The 20,400-nt window shown below is 52.1% G+C and carries 18 protein-coding genes and 1 riboswitch; of the genes, 10 read left to right on the top strand and 8 right to left on the bottom strand.

The window, feature by feature from the left end:
• Positions 1–19: 19 nt before the first annotated feature.
• On the bottom strand, positions 20–418 hold the full coding sequence (locus KU854_RS16875; protein WP_054778786.1) for an H-NS family histone-like protein: 399 nt from the start codon (positions 416–418) through the stop codon (positions 20–22).
• A gap of 342 nt (positions 419–760) precedes the next feature.
• Positions 761–942, top strand: a riboswitch (Lysine riboswitch).
• Between the two features lie 90 nt (positions 943–1,032).
• On the opposite strand from KU854_RS16875, the gene KU854_RS16870 reads away from it, so the two are divergent.
• Complete coding sequence (locus tag KU854_RS16870; RefSeq protein ID WP_218359594.1) at positions 1,033–2,613, top strand: Na+/H+ antiporter NhaC family protein; 1,581 nt, start codon at positions 1,033–1,035, stop codon at positions 2,611–2,613.
• A 130-nt stretch (positions 2,614–2,743) separates the two neighbouring features.
• A complete protein-coding gene (locus KU854_RS16865) occupies positions 2,744–3,322 on the top strand; it encodes a thymidine kinase (protein ID WP_218359593.1) in 579 nt (192 codons plus the stop codon).
• Between the two features lie 69 nt (positions 3,323–3,391).
• Here KU854_RS16865 and KU854_RS16860 read toward each other — a convergent pair whose 3' ends face one another.
• Genes KU854_RS16860 through KU854_RS16840 form a run of 5 tightly spaced genes read right to left on the bottom strand, consistent with a single transcriptional unit; the run spans position 3,392 to position 7,940 of the window.
• Complete coding sequence (locus KU854_RS16860) at positions 3,392–5,158, bottom strand: bifunctional molybdopterin-guanine dinucleotide biosynthesis adaptor protein MobB/molybdopterin molybdotransferase MoeA (protein WP_218359592.1); 1,767 nt, start codon at positions 5,156–5,158, stop codon at positions 3,392–3,394.
• Positions 5,155–5,739 (bottom strand): molybdenum cofactor guanylyltransferase MobA, encoded by a 585-nt coding sequence (gene mobA, locus KU854_RS16855; RefSeq protein ID WP_218359591.1) that lies wholly within the window; start codon positions 5,737–5,739, stop codon positions 5,155–5,157. The genes KU854_RS16860 and mobA overlap by 4 nt, the downstream gene beginning before the upstream one ends.
• Positions 5,723–6,424: an energy-coupling factor ABC transporter ATP-binding protein gene (locus KU854_RS16850; protein WP_218359590.1), complete on the bottom strand. Its 702-nt coding sequence runs from the start codon at positions 6,422–6,424 to the stop codon at positions 5,723–5,725. The genes mobA and KU854_RS16850 overlap by 17 nt, the downstream gene beginning before the upstream one ends.
• A gap of 8 nt (positions 6,425–6,432) precedes the next feature.
• Positions 6,433–7,134 carry an ABC transporter permease gene (locus KU854_RS16845; protein WP_218359589.1) on the bottom strand — a complete coding sequence of 234 codons (702 nt, stop codon included), beginning with the start codon at positions 7,132–7,134 and terminating at the stop codon, positions 6,433–6,435.
• On the bottom strand, positions 7,134–7,940 hold the full coding sequence (locus tag KU854_RS16840) for an ABC transporter substrate-binding protein (RefSeq protein ID WP_218359588.1): 807 nt from the start codon (positions 7,938–7,940) through the stop codon (positions 7,134–7,136). Before KU854_RS16840 ends, KU854_RS16845 begins: the two co-directional genes overlap by 1 nt.
• A 286-nt stretch (positions 7,941–8,226) precedes the next feature.
• Here KU854_RS16840 and KU854_RS16835 point away from each other — a divergent pair, with 286 nt between their 5' ends.
• Together KU854_RS16835 and KU854_RS16830 are read left to right on the top strand one after the other, a co-directional pair.
• Positions 8,227–9,606 (top strand): sigma-54-dependent transcriptional regulator, encoded by a 1,380-nt coding sequence (locus KU854_RS16835; RefSeq protein WP_218359587.1) that lies wholly within the window; start codon positions 8,227–8,229, stop codon positions 9,604–9,606.
• Positions 9,607–9,624: 18 nt separating this feature from the next.
• Positions 9,625–11,667, top strand: coding sequence for a sensor histidine kinase (locus tag KU854_RS16830; RefSeq protein WP_218359586.1), 2,043 nt, complete (start codon positions 9,625–9,627; stop codon positions 11,665–11,667).
• Positions 11,668–11,682: 15 nt separating this feature from the next.
• Here the strand turns inward: KU854_RS16830 and KU854_RS16825 are convergent, their stop codons facing one another.
• Both KU854_RS16825 and KU854_RS16820 read right to left on the bottom strand, forming a co-directional pair.
• A complete protein-coding gene (locus tag KU854_RS16825) occupies positions 11,683–12,582 on the bottom strand; it encodes a substrate-binding domain-containing protein (protein ID WP_218359585.1) in 900 nt (299 codons plus the stop codon).
• Positions 12,579–13,406 (bottom strand): formate dehydrogenase accessory sulfurtransferase FdhD, encoded by an 828-nt coding sequence (locus KU854_RS16820; protein ID WP_054778790.1) that lies wholly within the window; start codon positions 13,404–13,406, stop codon positions 12,579–12,581. The genes KU854_RS16825 and KU854_RS16820 overlap by 4 nt, the downstream gene beginning before the upstream one ends.
• 250 nt (positions 13,407–13,656) lie before the next feature.
• Here KU854_RS16820 and KU854_RS16815 point away from each other — a divergent pair, with 250 nt between their 5' ends.
• From KU854_RS16815 to KU854_RS16790, 6 genes are all read left to right on the top strand, one after another.
• Positions 13,657–14,109: a DUF3305 domain-containing protein gene (locus KU854_RS16815; protein WP_218359584.1), complete on the top strand. Its 453-nt coding sequence runs from the start codon at positions 13,657–13,659 to the stop codon at positions 14,107–14,109.
• Entirely contained in the window at positions 14,099–14,653 is a 555-nt protein-coding gene (locus KU854_RS16810) for a DUF3306 domain-containing protein (protein ID WP_218359583.1), read from the top strand. Before KU854_RS16815 ends, KU854_RS16810 begins: the two co-directional genes overlap by 11 nt.
• A gap of 292 nt (positions 14,654–14,945) precedes the next feature.
• The gene (locus tag KU854_RS16805) at positions 14,946–16,634 is read left to right on the top strand and encodes a 4Fe-4S binding protein (RefSeq protein WP_218359582.1); all 1,689 of its coding nucleotides are present in this window, start codon (positions 14,946–14,948) and stop codon (positions 16,632–16,634) included.
• Between the two features lie 9 nt (positions 16,635–16,643).
• Complete coding sequence (locus tag KU854_RS16800; protein ID WP_218359581.1) at positions 16,644–17,258, top strand: TorD/DmsD family molecular chaperone; 615 nt, start codon at positions 16,644–16,646, stop codon at positions 17,256–17,258.
• A 41-nt stretch (positions 17,259–17,299) separates the two neighbouring features.
• The gene (locus KU854_RS16795; RefSeq protein WP_054778793.1) at positions 17,300–17,515 is read left to right on the top strand and encodes a twin-arginine translocation signal domain-containing protein; all 216 of its coding nucleotides are present in this window, start codon (positions 17,300–17,302) and stop codon (positions 17,513–17,515) included.
• 24 nt (positions 17,516–17,539) lie between these two features.
• Positions 17,540–20,395, top strand: a complete 2,856-nt coding sequence (locus KU854_RS16790; RefSeq protein ID WP_218359580.1) for a formate dehydrogenase subunit alpha — start codon at positions 17,540–17,542, stop codon at positions 20,393–20,395.
• The last annotated feature ends 5 nt before the right edge of the window (positions 20,396–20,400 follow it).

The raw sequence follows: 20,400 nt of genomic DNA, 5'->3' as shown, positions 1-20,400 counted from the left end.
TTTTATCATTTAGACAGGATTAGATAAGGAAATCTTCGATTTTCTTGCCTGAGTCCAGTGCATCTTTGATAACTTTTGGTGTGCGGCCCTGACCAGTCCAAGTTTTTTCTGAACCGTCTACATCGATGTATTTGTATTTAGCAGGGCGAGCTGCACGCTTAGATTTAGGCTTAGTGCCACCCAGCGTTGCCAGTAATTCTTCTGGATCGATACCGTCATTGATTAGCATTTCACGGTATTTCTCAAGCTTTTCTTCGCGCTCTTTTTCTGCTGCACGAGCTTCTGCTTCAGATTCTTCACGCTCTGTAACTACAGCTTGTAGTTTTTCCAGCGCTTCTTGTAGTTGTTCCAGAGTAAGTTCACGCGCAACGGCACGCAGGCTGCGCAGGTTTAACAGTACTTTCAGTGCATCAGACATTATGCCAGTCCTATTCTCTTGTTTGTAATAATTAATAGCCGTATAAAGAATAGCAAGAACAATTAATTCTTTGCAATATTTTATCCGTTTTAATCTTGAGTATTAGATATCGAAATTAAATAAAGTGCAAATATAAAATAATCAGACCCATTTTAGTTGGATTCAATTACCTATTTCTGTGTGATCTGTACAATAAATCCGTCATCGATGTTTGAGTTACTATGCTGGGAATTGGTTAACAATGCGTCATGTAATGATTGTGTGACGGGTTCTTGAGTGGTTTGTAAAAGTTTGTTGTTTTGTATTGCAAACCAACAAATGTCACATAAAATACGCTGGCATTATGCACGTAGAGGTGCGCGGTTTATGAGTATTTCGTCTTAGGGTGATACCAATGAGGACGAAGGAAAGGAAATAGCGCCGAAGCAGAAGTTCGCTTATCAGGCTATTCTGCTGGGGTTGTGTCCGAATAGGTACAACACTGCCATAGTATTGGGATTTAACTATGGAGCGCTACTGTAGGATTAAATTAATGTGTTTACCATTGCCTTAGCTCAAATCTGGTTTTCCATTTCTGCAGTAGATCTCCAACCGTATAGGTTGATATAGAGATCATGAACTTAGTCGATTTTTCCACATCTTCTTTATCTGTGCTGCCCGCCGTTTTGGCGCTGGGTTTGGCCATTATCACACGCCGCGTTCTGCTCTCGCTGGGTCTGGGTATTCTCTCAGGCGCACTCTTGCTTAACGACTTCTCGCTGACATCGACAACCTCTTATTTAAGCAATCTGGTGTTCGGCCTTTTTGTTGATGATGGCAGCATTAACACCTGGAATATGAGCATTGTGGCATTCCTGATGCTACTCGGTGCGATCACTGCGCTACTGACCCTTTCTGGTGGTACGCGTGCGTTTGCTGAATGGGCGCAAAGCCGCGTGAAAAGCAAACGTGGTGCAAAATTGCTGGCGGCATTCCTGGGCGTATTCATTTTTGTTGATGACTATTTCAATAGCCTGGCTGTGGGTGCAATTAGCCGCCCTGTGACCGACCGTTTCCATGTTTCCCGTGCAAAGCTTGCGTATATCCTGGACTCAACCGCAGCGCCTATGTGTGTGATCATGCCGGCTTCGAGCTGGGGCGCGTACATCATTACTGTTATTGGTGGCATTCTTGTCAGTCACGGTGTGACGGAATACAGCCCGCTGAGTGCATTTGCACACATGATCCCAATGAACTTCTACGCGGTTTTCGCACTGGCGATGGTATTTGCTGTTGCGTGGTTCCAGATGGATGTGGGTCCAATGCGCCGCTTTGAATATGAAGCATCAACCGGCAGCCGTCTGGGCGATGATGAGAACCATGTTCAGGCGATTGATGATGAACTGGGTATCGTAGAAAGCGAAAAAGGCCGTGTGTCTGATCTGATCATTCCTATCGTGGTGCTGGTTGTTGCGACCATGTCCTGGATGGTGTTTTCCGGTGCGCAAGTGCTCGAAGCCGACGGTAAAGCCTTCTCTGTTCTTGGTGCATTTGAAAATACCGATGTAGGCATGTCATTGCTGTATGGTGGTGCAATGGGTCTGCTGTCTGCATTGATCACTGTATTCAAACAAGGCTTGCCGGTTGCCGATGTTGCGCGTACCACCTGGGTGGGTGCGAAATCGATGTTCGGTGCCATCTTGATCCTGTTTTTTGCATGGACGATTGGCAACGTGATAGGTGATATGGCGACCGGTAAATTCCTGTCGACCCTGATCCAGGGCAACCTGTCGCCTCAGCTGCTGCCGGTTCTGTTGTTCCTGATCTCTGCTGCGATGGCGTTCTCTACCGGTACTTCCTGGGGCACGTTTGGCATTATGCTGCCAATCGCAGGCGATCTGGCTGGCGCAACAGACATCGCTATGATGTTGCCAATGTTGTCTGCAGTGCTGGCTGGTGCGGTATTCGGTGACCACTGTTCACCTATTTCTGACACCACTATCTTGTCATCTACCGGTGCCCGTTGTGGCCACATTGACCACGTTTCAACCCAGTTGCCGTACGCGCTGGCGACTGCTGCCGTTGCTGCTGTAGGTTACCTGGTTCTGGGCTTTACCGATTCGCTGAGCATTTCACTGCTGGCGGGTGGCAGTGCCTTTGTGGTGGTGTGTGCTTTGTTTGGTTGGCTTTCACGCCGCCCGGGTAAACTTGCGTAATCTGCCAGCTCTTTGATTTTCAGAGCCTCCCCTAGTGGGAGGCTTTTTTCTTCTTATTCGCAGCGCATGTCGCTTTTACCGTCGCCTGTTTTTCGGTAGCATGCTGCGGTCTTATTTTCGGGAGAACCTAATGGCTCAGCTGTATTTCTATTACTCTGCAATGAATGCAGGTAAGTCGACCACGCTTTTGCAGTCATCGTTTAACTATCAGGAACGCGGCATGAATCCGCTGATTTTCACGGCTGCAATTGATGACCGTTACGGTACCGGCAAAGTCAGCTCCCGAATCGGCTTGCAGGCAGATGCGCAATTGTACGGGCCAGAAGATAATATCTATGCGGCAGTGTGTGATATCACCACCAACACCAAAGTGGATTGTCTGCTGATTGATGAATGCCAGTTCCTGACCAAAGAGCAGGTTTACCAAATTACCGAAGTCGTCGATAAGCTGCACATCCCGGTACTCTGTTACGGATTACGTACAGATTTTCGTGGTGAACTGTTTGAAGGCGCACAATATTTGTTAGCCTGGGCTGACAAATTGGTTGAGCTGAAAACCATTTGTCACTGTGGCCGTAAAGCGAATATGGTTATCCGGACTGATGCCGATGGCAATGCGATTGCAGATGGTGCTCAGGTAGTGATTGGCGGTAATGACCGCTATGAATCTGTTTGCCGTATGCATTACAAAGAGGCGTTGGGTAAGTAACCCCACTCGCAAGAAATAAAAAATGCCGCTGAATTTTTCAGCGGCATTTTTGTTTCTGTTGTTGAGATTTTAAAGTCTCGAAGCCAGAGGGATAATGGTTACCCGGTCGCCGGTTTCAGCGTTTTCCACTTCCGGTGACACTTCAATCAGGCAATTGGCTTCATACATGGAGCGTAAAATGCCTGAACCCTGAGAGCCTGTGGAGCGCACTTCCAGTTGACCATTTGCCCCGATGGAATAAATCCCACGGGTATATTCGGTTCGGCCCAGGCGGGAGCGTATTTTTTCCTGTGTGATGGCTGAAATACGCTGCGGTTGCCAGAACTTATCACCCTGCATTTTCCGGATAGCCGGTTCCACAAATTGCAGAAATGTCACCATTACCGCTACCGGATTTCCCGGCAACCCAAAGAAGGGGGTGTCGCCTAATTTACCAAATGCCAAAGGCCTGCCTGGGCGCATATTCACGCGCCAGAAGTTAATGTCACCAAGGTTAGCCAAAACCGTTTTAATGTAATCAGCATCGCCCACGGAAACACCACCGGAAGACATCACCATATCGGCATTTTCCATGGCGTTGGTCAGGGTGTCCGTCAGCGACTGCTCGCTGTCCTCGATAATACCGAGATCCAAAACTTCACAGCCAAGTTGTTCCAATAAGCTGCGAAGCGTAAAGCGGTTGGCATCGTAGATGCAGTTTTCTTTTGCTTCAGTCCCCGGTGCCTGCACTTCGTCACCGGTTGAAAATAGCGCCACTTTGATGGGTTTGAAGCAACACGCTTTGTCCATGCCAAGGGATGCCATCATGCCGACAGAGGCAGCGTTCATGCGGCTGCCTGCAGAAAAGACAGTCGCGCCGTATTTCAGATCTTCACCTGCCTGACGCACATTCTGACCCGCGCGCACTGCCCCTTTGCTGGTATCGAAGCGGACGAGATCACCGTCCACGGTCGCCTGTTCACGCATAATGACGGTATCAGCGTCCTGCGGCACTGGCGCACCGGTCATGATGCGGACGCATTCACCTTGGTTCAGTGTTTCTCTGTAATGGTGTCCCGCGAAAACTTCACCGACAATCCGGTAACGGTCGCGGCCAATGTCGTCGCTGCGGATAGCGTACCCGTCCATGGCCGAATTGGTACTTGAAGGCACATTGACAGGCGCGACCACATCTTCTGCCAATACCTGTCCGTGCAATGCCTCCAGTGGCAACCACGCTTTCGCGGTGGGTTCATTCAGGGCTGTCAGGATTTTTTCCCGGCCAGCATCCACGGAAAGCATCGTCGGAGAAAGGGAATCGCAGGTGGCTGTCTGAGCTTTGTGGCCTTCCATCCAGCGCAGGATGAAATCACGGATAGCGGTAATGTTGTTGATATCGAGTCGTGGCAGGGCAGTAGCAGGCTGTGAGTCACAGGCGACGGCAACGATGTTGCTGTCGTCCGGGAACAACCAAGGCTTACCCAGCGTTTCACGGTGCAGTTCAATTTTCGGGAAGCGCTCGTGTTTAAAGCCTTCCACCAATACCAAGTCCGCACGGGTCTGGTCGAGACGGTTAAGTAATTGGTTCAGGCTGTATTCACCATCAGCTGTTTCGGTCATCAGGGCATGGCGGCGTCGCGAGCTGATAAGCATCTGCTCCGCACCGGCTTTTCGCAGCCTGAAGCTGTCTTTGCCCGGTTTGTCGACATCAAAGTCGTGGTGGGCATGCTTGACCATGGCAATGCGGATGCCTGATTCCACAAGCAGGGGGATCAGCTGTTCAAGCAAGGTTGTTTTTCCAGTGCCACTGAATGCGGCAAAACCTAAAACCGGCAGTGAGCAGTTGGAAAAACTCATGAAAGCGCTCCGTACTTTTGCAATTCATCAGGCGTATTGAGGTTCACGAATGCATCGTGCTCTTCACTGAAATCGACAAACACGGTATTGCAGATGTCGTATAGCAGCACGATTTTGCGATCGCCGTTATTGAGGAAATTCTCCAGGCGTTCAAACACGTCGCGTTTATACATAGTGACAACCGGTTGGACAGATTCCCCGTCGTGAGCGACCACAATTTCTGTCCCGGCATCGATTGCGGCGTACATTTTTTCCAGCAGGTTATGTGGGAGGTTAGGGCAGTCGCAAGGAACGAAGCCATACCATTCGGCGTTCAGTTGTGCCATGGCGGCGTGAATGCCACCCAGCGGGCCTGGGAAGTTTTCGATGACGTCACCAAAAACCTGTCCGTATTTCCCATAAATATCCTGGTTGCGGTTGGCATTTACTGCCACCGTTGCGCCTTGCTCATGCAGGCGGTGATAGACGTAATCAATCAGCGGCTTGTCATTGAGGCTGACCAGCCCCTTGTCCTGGCCACCCATGCGCCTGGCCTGGCCGCCGGCAAGAATGACCCACAAAGTATCAGGAAGCGAATGCATGGTTGTCCTTGTCGATAATATTGAGTTTAGGTTTGTGGATGAGCCGCTGGTTTTCAATCAGCCACTCTTGATTGCAACAGGCTGTCAGCTTGTTGGGGTGGTGGCTGGTGATCACCAGGCTTGCGCCTCGCTCCAACAGATCTTCCACCATGACTTTTTGTGCGTCGATGGCATCGGGATCAAGGTTAGCGCAGGACTCATCCATCAGCAGGATAGAGGGATTCAGCGCCCATGCCCTTGCCATGGCTACCTTCTGTTTTTCACCGCCCGAAAGCAGTGAAACATGTTCCCGGCTTAAGCTTTCCAGCCCAATTTTGCGCAGCGCCTGCATTGTAATCTGGCGACAGGTTTTTTGACAAAAATGCTTTCGCTTCAGCCCATACGCTACGTTTTCCGCCACGGTACCGTCAAACAGGTAGGGAGCCTGATGCATGTAAATAACACCGCTTTGGCCAGAAAAGCCAGCAAGGCGCTGAAGTAGCGAGGGGTGTTTAAGGTTTAATGTGCCATGGGTCGGCTTTTGGATGCCTGCCAGCACTTTCAGCAGTGTGGTTTTCCCGATGCCGTTTTGCCCAGTCAGGTAAATGGCGTCACCCGGATTGATCTTCAGCGAGGGAATGTGGAACAGCAGCCGCTGCTTGTACTTCACGGAGAGATCGATAGCTTCCAACGTAACCTGACTCATAGCTGTCCCTAGCTCGTTCGTAAATGGCCGTTGCCACGGGCAAAACTGATAAAGAAATTCATGGTCAGTGCCAGAACCAGCAATACCATGCCAAGCGCAACGCCTTGGGCGAATGCACCTTTGGATGTTTCGAGTGCGATAGCGGTGGGGATATTCCGGGTGTAATTCAGGATGTTGCCACCCACCATCATAGAGCAGCCCACCTCGGTGATAATCCGGCTGAATGCAGTGATCACCGCGGCTAGCAAGGGGAAACGGATTTCCCACATTAAGGTCAGCATCGCACGGGGCATTGACGCCCCCAATGTATAGGCGGTTTCCCATGCGCGGCGGTCACTGTTTTGAAACGCGGCGTGCATCATGGAAACCAGAATAGGCATGGCAATCAGCACTTGCCCCAAAATCATCGCTTTTTGGGTAAACAGCATTTTCCAGTCCCCGAGAGGGCCTGCACGTGACAGCATCATGTAAAGCAGCAAGCCGATCACCACGGTCGGTACGGATTGCAGGGTATTGATGATGGAGAGCACGAACCACTTTCCCGGCACCTGCCAGTAAGCCAGTGCAAAGCTGAGCAACAGGGCTGGCAGGATCACCAGCCCAATGGCAAAAAGAGACACTGAAAACGACACACCGACGATCCCCCAGAGCGTGACATCAGCGCTCAACAGAAGGGATACGGCTTGTCGGGTTGTTTCCAGTATTTCCATTAGCCTGCATCCGCCACGAACAGTTGCTGACCATTCACTTTAAAGTCGTTGATCATCGCTTGTGCTTTCGGGCTGACCAGCCAGTCGCTGAACAGTTTCGCACCTTGGTAGTTGGCATCCGGGTAGCGGGTTGGGTTTACCAAAATTACTTGGTAAGGGTTAAACAGACGCTTGTCACCTTCAACCAGAACATCCAGATCCAGCTTGCTTGCATACGCCAGCCAGGTGCCGCGGTCAGTCAGGGTGTAGCCTTGCAGCTCGTTTGCCATGGTCAGAGTTGGTCCCATGCCTTGGCCTACTGCTTTATAAGCTGCAAATTCCGGTGACATGCCAGCCGCTTTCCACAGCAGCAGCTCTTTCTTGTGAGTGCCGGAATCGTCACCACGAGAAACAAAATCCGCATTGGCTTTGGCAATGTTTGCCAGTGCTGATGCCACATCTTTGCCGCCTTTAACGTTGGCAGGATCAGCAACCGGGCCAACCAGCACGAAATCGTTGTACATCAGGCCACGGGGTAATACGCCGAAGCCTTTCTGGACAAACGCTGCTTCCGCGTTTGGCGCGTGGGTCATGACCAAATCCACATCGCCGTTTTCACCCATCTTGAGGGCTTTACCGGTACCTGCAGCCAGGATCTGGATGTCGTATCCGGATTCTTTTTTAAATTCGGGAACCAGATAATCCAGTAACCCGGAGTGATAGGTGCTGGTGGTGGTCGCGAGGCGAACAATGTCTGCGGCGGTGACGGAGAAGGACGCGAATAAAGAGAGAAGTGCAAAGGTAGTGATGTTTTTTATAATACGCATGTTGTCTTCCTGACGTTGAAATAACTGACTAAGTCGCACACCACAAACCGCAGGGTGGGCTGAATTGTGGACAAAGCAACAAAAATGCCAAAATTTCAATCAGATATAGGCTTAAATTAAGAGGTTGAATATTAACGCTTTTCTGTATCAAATATTGTGCGTTTGACCAATTTTTTATGCATGCTCACAGTTCATGAGGGTTGGACTGAGTCAAAATGTCCCATGTATGATGGAACAAAGAGTCCTCTGGGATTTAACTGCTCAAAATTAATAGGCTTTTGACTGTATGAAGGATGCATTGCAGCAATTTGGTTTTTCCGCGCTGGTGGTTGATGACGAACCTGGCATGCGGGCGATCCTCAATAAAGCGTTATCGAAAAAACTAACCCAAGTGGAAACCGCCTCGTCGCTGGAAGAAGCGGAAGCGCTGCGCCAGCGGAACCATTTCGATTTACTGATAGTGGACATTAACCTTCCGGGCCGGTCGGGCATTGATTGGCACGAAGCCTTTACGGATGATGAGCGCCGCAGCGACATTATTTTTATGACGGGTTACGCCGAGCTGGAAACGGCCATTAAAGCGCTGCGTGCGGGTGCATCAGACTTCATTCTCAAGCCTTTTAACCTCGAACAAATGCTGCAGTCGGTTCAGCGCTGTCTGGATAAACGTATGATGGAACGACGAAATGTCGCCCTGCAACGTGATGTCGCGCGCTCTTTTCCGGTTGATATTATCGGTGAAGCACCCAAAACCCAGGCGATGCGTGAGATGGTATCCCGCCTGGCACCGTCACCTGCAGCAGTGTTGATTGAAGGGGAGTCCGGCACCGGCAAAGAGCTGGTTGCCCGTGCCCTTCATTCGCTAAGTGGCCGCACCGGGCCTTTTGTCCCGCTTAACTGTGGCGCGATTGCACCTGAGCTTCTGGAAAGCGAGCTGTTTGGCCACGTTTCCGGCGCTTTTACCGGCGCGCGTAAAAACAAAGACGGCCTGTTCCGTGTCGCCGACAAAGGCACCCTGTTTTTGGACGAAATTGGCGAGATGCCGTTGTCGATGCAGGCATCACTCCTTCGCACCCTGGAGCAAAAAACCATCCGTCCGGTAGGGGCAGAGCGGGAAGTCAGTGTGGATGTGCGCATTGTGGCGGCCACTAACCGTAACTTGCATCAGGAAGTGGAGCTGGGTCGATTTCGTAAAGATCTCTTCTATCGCCTCAATGTTCTTTCGCTGGAACTGCCGCCGCTGCGCGAGCGCACCCAGGATATTGCCCTGCTCCTCAACCATTTCTCAGATTCACTGGCGCGGGAAATGGGTCTCAAACCGGTTGTCTGGTCATCTGAAGAAGTGGCCGCAATGCAGGGATATGACTGGCCGGGGAATATCCGCGAGCTGAAAAATACCGTTGAACGTGCCGTGTTGTTAGGTAAACCGGAATTGCGCCACTGGACAGGCGGCGAGGTGCAACAGGAAGACAGTTTTGCCCCGGTGACTCTGGCTGTGTCGGGAGGGGACGGTTACCCGCTGGAGTGGCCGCTGAAAGATGTGGAGCGTTCACATATCGAAAAAGTGGTCGCCTCACACGAAGGGAATAAATCGGCAGCGGCACGTCAACTTGGCGTGGCAAGAAAAACGCTGGAGCGTAAATTTAAAGAGTGGCAGGACGAGTAACGGCATGGAGGCGCAGGGATGAGCTGGCTGAACAAATGGCGACAGCGCTTTCGTACCATGGTGCGTTATCGCCTGTTAGCGCTGACTTCAGTGCCGATCATCATCACCCTGATGGCGTTGATGGCCCTCACTTTGTACTGGACGCTTGCCTATTCCTGGAAAAGTGCGCTCTCGGGTGTCAAAGCGGATCTGGCCGTCGCCAGCAACAGTATGGAAGTTCTGCAACGTGAGCAGCGCGGGCAATTGCATGCGATTGCCGATTCCTATGACTTTCATAACCAAATAAAGCAAAGCCCCGGTGATATGCTGCGTTGGGCGCAATCGCGCGCTGACAAATACGATGTGGATTTTCTGGCTGTCTATCCTGCAAGCGACATCGATCGTCTCCCCCAATCCCTTCGCCAACCGCTGCTACTGGGCGAAGAGCGTACCTTTTTCCAGGTAATGTCCGCGATTGAGCTGGATGCGATCTCCCCGGATCTTTCCGCCCGTGCCGAGATCCCCTTGCTTTCTGAGCAGACAGTGGAATCCCGCGGGCTTATCAGCCGCAGCCTGTTGCCGATCGCCAATGAAAACGGTGAACTTGAATGGATCATTGATGGTGGGATCCTGCTGAACAATAGTACTGAGTTGGTGGATAAAATACGCGATCTGGTATTCCCTGAGGGCACGTTACCGGCGAACAGTGTCGGTACGGTGACCCTTTTTCTGGACGATATCCGTGTCAGTACCAACGTACCGCTCGACAGCGAAAACAAGTTTGGCCGCGCAATCGGTACCCGGGTTTCAGATGAAGTGCGGGAAACCGTATTGAAAGATGGCGAGGAGTGGGTTAACCGCGCCTTTGTTTACGATGCCTGGTACATCTCCGCTTACAAACCTATCCGCGATTTCAACAATAACGTCATCGGCATGCTTTACACCGGTTTTCTGGAATGGCCGCTGATCAGCCGCTATCTCACCAATCTGGTGGAGCTGGGTATCGGCGTTATCCTCACGCTGCTGGTTTCTGGCTTTTTGGTATACCGGGGCGCAAAAGATCTGTTCCGTCCTATAGAGCGAATCCACCGCGTCGTGCGTCTGGTGCGTCTGGTGCGGTTCGAGCAGGATGCACGGATTGGAAAACTGGGTTTAGATCCCCAACATGAACTCGCCATTTTGGCGCGTCAGTTTGACACCATGCTTGACCAGCTTAAGCAGCAAAATGAAGCGATTCGCCAAAGCGCCACTGAACTTGAAAATAAAGTGGAGGAGCGCACCGCCAGCCTGCACAAAACCACCGAAGAATTGCGTCAGAACATCACTTTGCTGGAACAGACCCGAAGCAAACTGCTGATAAATGAAAAGCTGGCGGCGCTAGGGGAACTGACGGCGGGCATTGCCCATGAGATCAATAACCCGACAGCTGTGATACTCGGCAATATCGAGTTGATGGAATACGAGCTGGGGCAGAATGCAGAGTTGGTATCGGAGGAAATGAGTGCGGTTTTGGCACAGATTGACCGAATCCGGAATATTACCCGAAGCCTGCTGCAATACAGCCGTCACGGCGGGGTGCAGGATGAAATCACCTGGCAACACGTCAATCCGGTGATCAAAGAAAGTGTCACCCTGGTGCGCTCTGGCACCCAGAAGCAGGATGTCGAAATTGTTACAGATTTGCATGCAACCTGCAGCGTAGAAATCAACCGCCACCAATTGCTACAGGTGCTGGTAAACCTGCAGATGAACGGCATTCACGCCATGGAAAATAAAGGCCGTCTTATCATTCGTTCAGAAGATTGGCTGGATGACGCGGGCAAAGCGCAAGGGGCGAAAATCTCGGTGCAGGATTTTGGTTGCGGAATTGCCAACGAAAACCTGACCAAAATCTTCGATCCATTCTTCACCACCCGTCGCTCAGGAACCGGGCTTGGGCTGGCGGTAACCCAAGGTATCGTCAGTGGATTGGGCGGAGAGATCAAAGTGGATTCTACCCTTGGGGAAGGGACGACGTTTACCCTGTATCTTCGTGAGAAAATCCAGTCGGATGAAGATGTCTCTGCACTGAATGTGGTGTGATGGTAAGGCTGGCTCTTAGCTGGCCGCCCACATCTGTTTACCTGCCTGTTGCAGGTTATACCCTCCAAATTGCTCACTTTGGCGTACGATGTCGTCGTCATCCAAATGTTGGATAAGCTGCTGCACCAAAGCGCGGAAGTAGATGTTTTTCGGGATCACCAGCTCGAAAGCTTCATTGGCAATCGGGTGGAAAGCAAGGCCAAACTCCCCGGCTGCACTCTGGCTGCCAAAGCCGATATCCGCCGCACCGCGCGCTATTGCGGAGCCCAGTTCACGTTCATTCAAACAGACAATCACGGTATTGAGCATTTCCCGCGTCAGACCGTTCCGAAACAGCCATTCTTCCATCGCACGCAAACTGCCAGCGCCGTCCTGGCGTCCTGCCCATCGCCACTGTTTTTGGGTGAAATGGTGCGGGTCATTTAATTGCTCGGAAAGCTCCGGGCGTACAATCAGTCCCTGCTGGCGCTCAAAAGCGTGGAGGAGTACCCAGTTTTTATGCCCAGCGTATTGCTGGATAAGGGCGGGGTGGCGAAGGCGTGCTTCCTCCGCATTCCCCCAGTGTATGGCACAGATATCGACATGGCCTTTTTCCAGCATCGACAGTCCCTGCTTGGTGCCGGTGGCGGTATATCCCACCAGGGCTGAGCTTCCCAATACGTTAGCCATTTTACTCACAATGTGCTGCAGCAAAGGGTCATCAGAGCCTGCAATCAAAAGCCTGTCGTTAAACACGCCATTGTGACTGGATTCAATCAGCCAGCGGTCGAGCAGGCTTTTGGGGAACAGCCATTTGCCCGTCACCTTGGTGGCAGGCAAAACGCCGTCATTGGCGAGGCTGTATACCTTCTTTTCGTTCAGGTCGAGGTATTCCGCGACCTGACGGGCATTCATAAAGTCAGGGAAGTCGCTCATTCCACGCTGCCTTTGACGTCAAATTCGATGTTATCCGCACCGTTGAAAACCTGAAAACGGTGCCCTTTGGCACGGGCAATCATGGTGATACCGAGTTGCTGAGCCAGATCGTAGCCCATCTGGGTAACACCGGAACGGGACAGCAATACTGGGATCCCCATCTGCGCCACTTTGATCACCATCTCCGAAGTCAGGCGGCCGGTGGTGTAGAAAATCTTGTCATCACCGGTTTCACCCTTCAGCCACATTTCGCCGGTCAGCGTATCCACGGCATTGTGGCGGCCGATATCTTCCACAAAGGAAAGGATTTCGGTGCCACGGCACACCGCGCAGCCATGCACGGCACCGGCTGCTTTGTAAGTGTCGTTGTGGTGTGTCAGTGCTTCCAGCAATCCGTATAAAGATGATTGGGTAATGCGAGGTTGGGGCAGGGTGATGTTTTCCAGCTTTTTCATCACGTTGCCGAACATAGTGCCCTGGCCGCAACCGGAGGTGACCGTCTTCTTGGCAAGGGTGGCATCGATGTCGTCGTTTTGCTCTGCGGTCACGACGGCAGCAGACTGGGTTTCCCAGTCGATAATGATTGAATCAAGTAACTCAACATCGTTGATCAGCCCCTGATTTTTCAGATAGCCCAGTACCAGTTTGTCCGGCCGGGCGCCGAGCGTCATCAAGGTGACAATCTCTTTCCAGTTCAGGTAGACCGTCAGGGCGCGCTCACAGGCGATTTGTTTGGTCTGTGCTTCACCATATTCATCGTAAACGGTGACGTCGATAGTTTGCGGAATGTCGGATTGTGTCTGAATAATTTTAGGTTGGGTCATCTACCCGTCATCCTTCTGGGTGGTGGTGTGCGTCTTTTAAAAAGGAGCCGTTCTCCAACCCAAACAATCTCAGCTCAGTGGCTTCAGTTTGATTGGGTATACATTCTTAAAAACCGGTGTGCAAATCCTGTTCCAAGTTACTGCTAATGGTATGTGTTTTGCTTTGTACAGATGAAGAGCTTCAGATAACGAATTCAAAATAAACCGACGCCAGATCTCTCGACGCCGGGCACAACAAGGAGTGAAGTGTGTGAGTGATGAAGTAAAAAATCCCCAGTTCTGGTTAACCCAATTTGATCTTAAAGCCTCAGACGTTGATGTCGGGCGCTGGAAAACCCGCCGCTGGTCGCTGGATAATCTCCACCTGCCACGCGAAGAAGAGGAATGTCAGGCGTCGCAATACTCCCTCCCGCTTGAACTGTTCAAGGATGAACGCACCGACTACCGATTCAACCTCAGTTCCCGTGACCCCCACCTATTTTTCGTGTTCGAAGTCGAGGAAGACGAAAGCCTCAAACCTCTTAAAGTTACTGCCTCGCAGACCTGTGCTGCCAGCTACATGGATGGTGATTATCTGGTGATTTCCGAACCTATGCCTTTGCCGGTACAAGCCTGGATGGAAGCGTTTATCGGCCGGCATGGCGAGCTTTTGGAAGTGAGGAAGAAAAAGCGTAAAGGCGCGGGGAGGGCGAGTGGCAACTGATTCTTTTCTCCACCGTTGGTCGAAGCGTAAACAGGAGCAAACCCGCGAAGGGACGGATGAAACGGCTGAGTTTTTGGAGCCTGCTACGGAAGTTGTGGCCGAAAACGCCGATCGGCCATCTGCAGAAACGGTATCACCTGAAACCGATGATGAGCAGCAACCCCAACCATCCATGGAGGACGTGGAACGTCTGAAAGAGGGTGACTCAGCGTCAGCGTTTTTGGCAAAAGGGGTTTCTTCCCAAGTGAAGAAGGCTGCGCTTCGTAAGCTTTTTCACAGCGAAGCTTACAACATCCGCGATGGCATGAACGATTACGACTTTGACTACACCAACCGTGAAACCCTGAGTGCGGAAGTCGCACAAAGCTTGCGCCAGTGGACCAAAGAGAAACTCGAACCGGCAGAAGAGCCCGAACCGGATCAAGAGGCGATGGCAAAGGTGACTGCTGATGAGCCGCTAGAAGAAAACGGTGGCGGTGATGAGGCAACGCCAGATAGTGAGACAAAAAGTACCCATGAAGAAAAAGGGGACAAATTGTCTTAGTGATTGGGACAAATTGTCCCAATTTATTTTGTGGTTACTAATTCAGACGGATCTTGACTCCGTTTAGGTCATTTTTCTTCCTTCAAAGCTGGTTCGCTACTTGCTCTAAAGAGAGTGACGACGTCAACCGTGTAGCTAACTGATTGTCTGTAAAAGCCAAACAGTGTGCGGGTCACTTTTTCAACACAATGCCTTGCGCCCCAAACCGATGTTAAGGGCTGTGGTGAACCCGCTTTTGAAGGAACTCGCTAGGACAGCAGGATATATGGCTACAGAAACGAATACTGGAACTATGTCGACAACTACAACAACGATGACGCTAACCCAACGCCTTGAAACGCAAATCGATACCGACGGTTTGGCGCGGCTACGTGCTTTGCAAAACACGGTGTCCCTCGCCAACCTGATCCCACCGACAGTCAGTTTTGAGAGTAGCGGATTGACGCTGGTGGTGGGAAACGCCGCCCAGATCGCTTCCTTTGTTGCAGCTGCTCCGGATGCCATCAAAGATCGGATGGTGCTTTTGTGCAATGACGGCAGTGAAGCGCAGGGTGCTCTTCCGCTCTATTACGCCAGTGATATGAACATCGAAGGTTTCCTGGGGGCCTTTCAGGTGTCTGTCCCGGCGAAGCTTTCGGTCAGTGACGCTTCTCGTGAGAATTTAGCGCAGATAGCTTCGGGCAGACAGCATTTTGATTTAGTGGTGGATTTGACCGAGGGCGGCATTCACACAGCAGAGCTACCACCGCTTGGGTATTACGCCGTAGGCCGCGGCTTGGCAAGCGAAGAAGAAGCGCTGGAAGCGGCAGCAGAAACCATTGGCACGTTCGACAAACCTAAATTTTTCAAACTGGATAACAACCGCTGCGCCCATACCCGGAGTGGTCTTGATGGTTGTACGCGGTGCATCGACGCCTGTCCGGCAGATGCGCTGAGTGTGGTGAACAAAGCTATTACCATCAATCCGTATCTTTGTCAGGGCATGGGGTCGTGTGCGACGGCCTGTCCGACGGAAGCCATCAGCTATGCGCTGCCTGAGCCGGACACCACTCAGCATTTTGTGTTTGATTTACTCATGCATTACCGCGAGCAAGGCGGCAAAGCCCCGGTGGTATTGTTCTACGCTGACAGCGACGAAACCGCACTGTCTGATGCGCTGGCACAGTTGCCAAGCCGCGTGATCCCTGTCCGTCTTGAAGAGCTTGCATCTGTAGGCGCCGAAATCTGGCTGTGCGCTCTGGCATACGGAGCAACGCAAGTGGTACTGGCGAAAACCCCGCAATTGCACAGCAAAACCCTGGCGGTTTTGGAACAGGAACTGGTCGTCGTCTCTGCGCTGCTTGGCGATATTGGCATTGACGCTTCCCGCGTCACATTGGTGGACATGGCGGCTCTGCCCTCTTTGCCGCTCGCGTCTGAACCCTTGTTGACCCTTGAAGAAAAGCTCACTGGCAGCAAGCGTGACAAGCTTTGTGCAGCGCTCGATGCATTGGCAGCGGCAGCTCAAGCAGCACCGTCCATTTCCGCTGTCCCTCAAGGTGCACCTTATGGCCTTGTCAGTATTAAAACTGACGATTGCACCTTATGTATGAGCTGTGTGGCGGTATGTCCAACCACGGCAATGCAGGCTGTCGGCAACAGTCCCGGTGTGACATTCCGCGAACAGGATTGCGTGCAGTGTGGTTTGTGTGAATCGGCGTGTCCTGAGTCCGTGATTTCGCTTGAACCACGTTTTAACTGGGATACTACAGCGCGCCAAACCCGAACAGTGCTTCACCAGGAAGCTGCCGCTGAGTGCATCAGTTGCGGCAAACCGTTCGCACCGGCTTCTATGGTCAACATGCTGATAGAGAAGCTGCGTGGTCACAGCCATTTTCAGGAGGATGCCATCAAACGCCTTTCCATGTGTGAGGACTGCCGTGTCCGCGACATTGTCGCCGAGACCATGATCAATGACCCACACAAGCAGTTAAAGGTTTAGGAGGCGGATATGGCAATGCAAGAGAGTATCAATATCGACGACATCACTCATGAAGAAAACCAGATCCGCCAGAACATCTACAACCTGCTGGCGGCGCTGTTTCGACGCGCTCCGGATGCTGATGCCCTAAATTGGCTGGCAACACTGGAAATTGAAGGTGACGAGCAAACAGCCGGTATGGCTGCTGCCTGGTCAGTGCTGAAACTGTCTGCCAGTAAAACGACTGACATTCAGGCATCGGATGAATACCAGATGCTGTTTATCGGTGTCGGTCGCGGAGAAGTCGTGCCTTTTGGTTCCTGGTATCTCACAGGCTCGCTGATGGAAATGCCGCTGGTGTTGCTCCGTCAGGATTTGCGCCGCTATGGCTTTGAGCGCCAGGAAGCAACCAAGGAGCCGGAAGACCATATTGCTGCGTTGTTGGAAGTGATGGCAATGCTGGTGGAAGAAGATGATGTCGCCAGTCAGAAAGCGTTTTTTAACCGTCATATTGCGCCTTGGTTTGAGCGCCTGTGTGACGACATTCAGCAAGCGAATTCCGCGGTGTTTTACAGCGCGGTTGCGGCGCTTGCCAAGCAGTTTTTGACGATAGAGAAAACAGGCTTTACCCAGCGTCCGTGGTAGCCGCAATGCGGCAGGCGCTGACAAATACAAGGAGCAATGTAATGTCAGAAAATAAAAAAGAGAAAGGTCAGCCTGACACTGCACGCCGCCAGTTCCTGAAAGGAATGAGTGTGGCAGCGGCAGCAGGTGCAGCCGCCAGTGTGGTGGGTGGTACAGCGCACGCAGACATGGTTATTGACGATGCTGCACAGGAAAAAACCAAGGCTTCAGGTTATCGCGAGACGCAACATATCCGCGATTACTACGACACCCTGTAACCCTGCTGAACCCGGAGTGTGAAGATGAAACTAACCAAACGTTCTGATACTGTCAGCAAGGATGAAAAACAGCTGGGTGTTTCCCGCCGTACCTTTATGCGCAATACCACACTGGCAACCGCCGGTAGTGTTGCTGCAGCGGGTATGTTTGCGCCAGGCATGATGAAAAAAGCCTCGGCCAAAGCGGTGGACTCCTCAAAGCCTGTGGAACAAAAACGCACTATCTGTTCGCATTGCTCTGTGGGCTGTGGTGTGTATGCCGAAGTGCAAGATGGTGTCTGGGTCGACCAGGAACCCGCTTTTGATCACCCATTCAATGCCGGTGGCCACTGTGCCAAGGGTGCAGCACTGCGCGAACACGGTCACGGTGAGCGTCGCCTGAAATACCCGATGAAACTGGTCGATGGCAAGTGGCAGAAGATCAGCTGGGAAACGGCCATCAACGAGATTGGTGACAAGTGTCTGGAAATCCGCGAGCAGGATGGTCCGGACTCGGTCTACTTCCTTGGCTCGGCCAAACACAGTAATGAACAAGCGTATCTGTTCCGCAAAATGGCGTCGCTGTGGGGCACCAACAATGTGGACCACCAGGCGCGTATCTGTCACTCCACCACGGTTGCCGGTGTGGCTAACACCTGGGGCTATGGTGCGATGACCAACTCTTTTAACGACATGCATAACTGTAAGTCGATCCTGTTTGTAGGCTCTAACCCGGCCGAAGCGCACCCGGTCGCGATGCAGCATATCCTGATCGCCAAGGAGAAGAACGGCTGTAAGATTGTGGTTGCTGACCCTCGCCGCACCCGCACGGCAGCGAAAGGGGATCATTTTGTTTCCCTGCGCCCAGGTACTGATATCGCCTTTATCTGGGGTTTGTTGTGGCACATCTTCGATAACAACTGGGAAGACAAAGAGTTCATTCACCAGCGCGTGTTCGGTATGGATGAAATCCGTGCTGAAGTTGCGAAATGGCCACCGGAAGAAGTAGAACGCGTCTCCGGTGTTGGCCGCGATGACATGTTCAAAGCCGCGAAAATCCTGTCGGAAAACCGCCCGGGTTGTGTGGTCTGGTGTATGGGCGGTACCCAGCACACCACGGGTAACAACAATACCCGCGCTTACTGTGTGCTGGAACTGGCACTGGGTAACATTGGTAAATCCGGTGGCGGTGCGAACATCTTCCGTGGCCACGATAACGTGCAGGGCGCGACTGACCTTGGCGTGCTGTCTCACACCCTGCCGGGCTATTACGGCCTTTCAGACGGAGCGTGGAAGCACTGGGCTAAAGTGTGGGATGTGGATCACGACTGGATCCAGGGCCGTTTTGACCCCTCTGAATACAACGGTTCCAAGCCAATCAACAGCAACGGTATTCCTGTTTCGCGCTGGATTGATGGCGTATTGGAAGACAAAGCTAAGCTGCAACAGAAAGCCAATATCCGAGCCATGTTCTACTGGGGCCATGCGGTGAACTCGCAAACCCGTGGACCAGAGATGCAAAAGGCGATGGAAAAGTTGGATATGATGGTCATCGTCGACCCATACCCAACGGTTGCTGCCGTCATGAACAACCGCAAAGACGGTGTGTACCTGCTGCCATCAACCACTCAGTTTGAAACCTATGGTTCGGTGACGGCGTCCAACCGTTCACTGCAATGGCGTGACAAAGTCATTGAGCCACTGTTCGACTCCAAACCTGATCATGAAATCATGTATCTGGTATCGCAAAAGCTGGGTTTCTCAGATCAGCTGTTCAAGCACATTAAAGTTGAGAACAACGAGCCATTGATCGAAGACATCACCCGTGAGTTCAACCGCGGTATGTGGACGATTGGCTACACCGGTCAAAGCCCTGAGCGTATTAAAGCGCACCAGCAAAACTGGCACACATTCAACTTCACGACGTTGGAAGCCGAAGGTGGCCCAGTGAGTGGCGAAACATACGGTTTGCCATGGCCGTGCTGGGGCACACCGGAGATGAAACACCCCGGTACCCACATCCTGTATGACACCTCCAAAGAAGTGGCGCGTGGTGGCGGTAACTTCCGTGCGCGTTTCGGTGTGGAATACGAAGGCCAGAGCCTGTTGGCGGTCGACAGTTATTCCAAAGGCTGTGAGCTGGAAGATGGCTATCCGGAATTCACCGACAAGATGCTGAAGCAACTCGGCTGGTGGGACGATCTCACGGCTGAAGAGAAAGCCGCAGCAGAAGGCAAAAACTGGAAGACCGACCTTTCCGGCGGCATCCAGCGTGTTGCGATTGCTCACGGCTGTATTCCATTCGGTAACGCCAAAGCGCGTGCGATTGTCTGGACCTTCCCGGATAAAGTGCCGCTCCACCGCGAGCCGCTTTATACGCCGCGCCGCGATCTTCTGCCTGAATACGCGACTTGGGACGACCAGAAAGACATTTACCGACTGCCGACCCTGTATAAGTCAATTCAGGATATTGATGCGGCGAAAGAATACCCGATCATCCTGACTTCCGGCCGCTTGGTGGAATACGAAGGCGGCGGTGAAGAAACCCGCTCTAACCCTTGGCTGGCAGTGCTTCAGCAAGAGATGTTTGTTGAAATCAACATCGTCGATGCCAACAACCTCGGTATCAAAGATGGCCAGGACGTATGGGTAGAAGGGCCGGATAAAGGCCGCGTGAAGGTGAAAGCCATGGTCACGCCGCGCGTTTATGAAGGTCTTGCCTTTATGCCGTTCCACTTCGGTGGTGTTTTCCAGGGGGACAGCCTGTTGGATAAGTACCCTGAAGGTGCGGAACCTTATGTGATCGGTGAGTCCTGTAACACGGCAACTACCTACGGTTATGACCCGGTGACTGTGATGCAGGAAACCAAAGTGACACTCTGTAAGATCCTACCGGCGTAAGGGGA

Source organism: Enterovibrio paralichthyis (assembly GCF_019209835.1).
Lineage (GTDB): Bacteria > Pseudomonadota > Gammaproteobacteria > Enterobacterales > Vibrionaceae > Enterovibrio > Enterovibrio paralichthyis.
The sequence above is the reverse complement of the archived record's forward strand: the minus strand, read 5'-3'. Positions and strand labels throughout refer to the sequence as shown.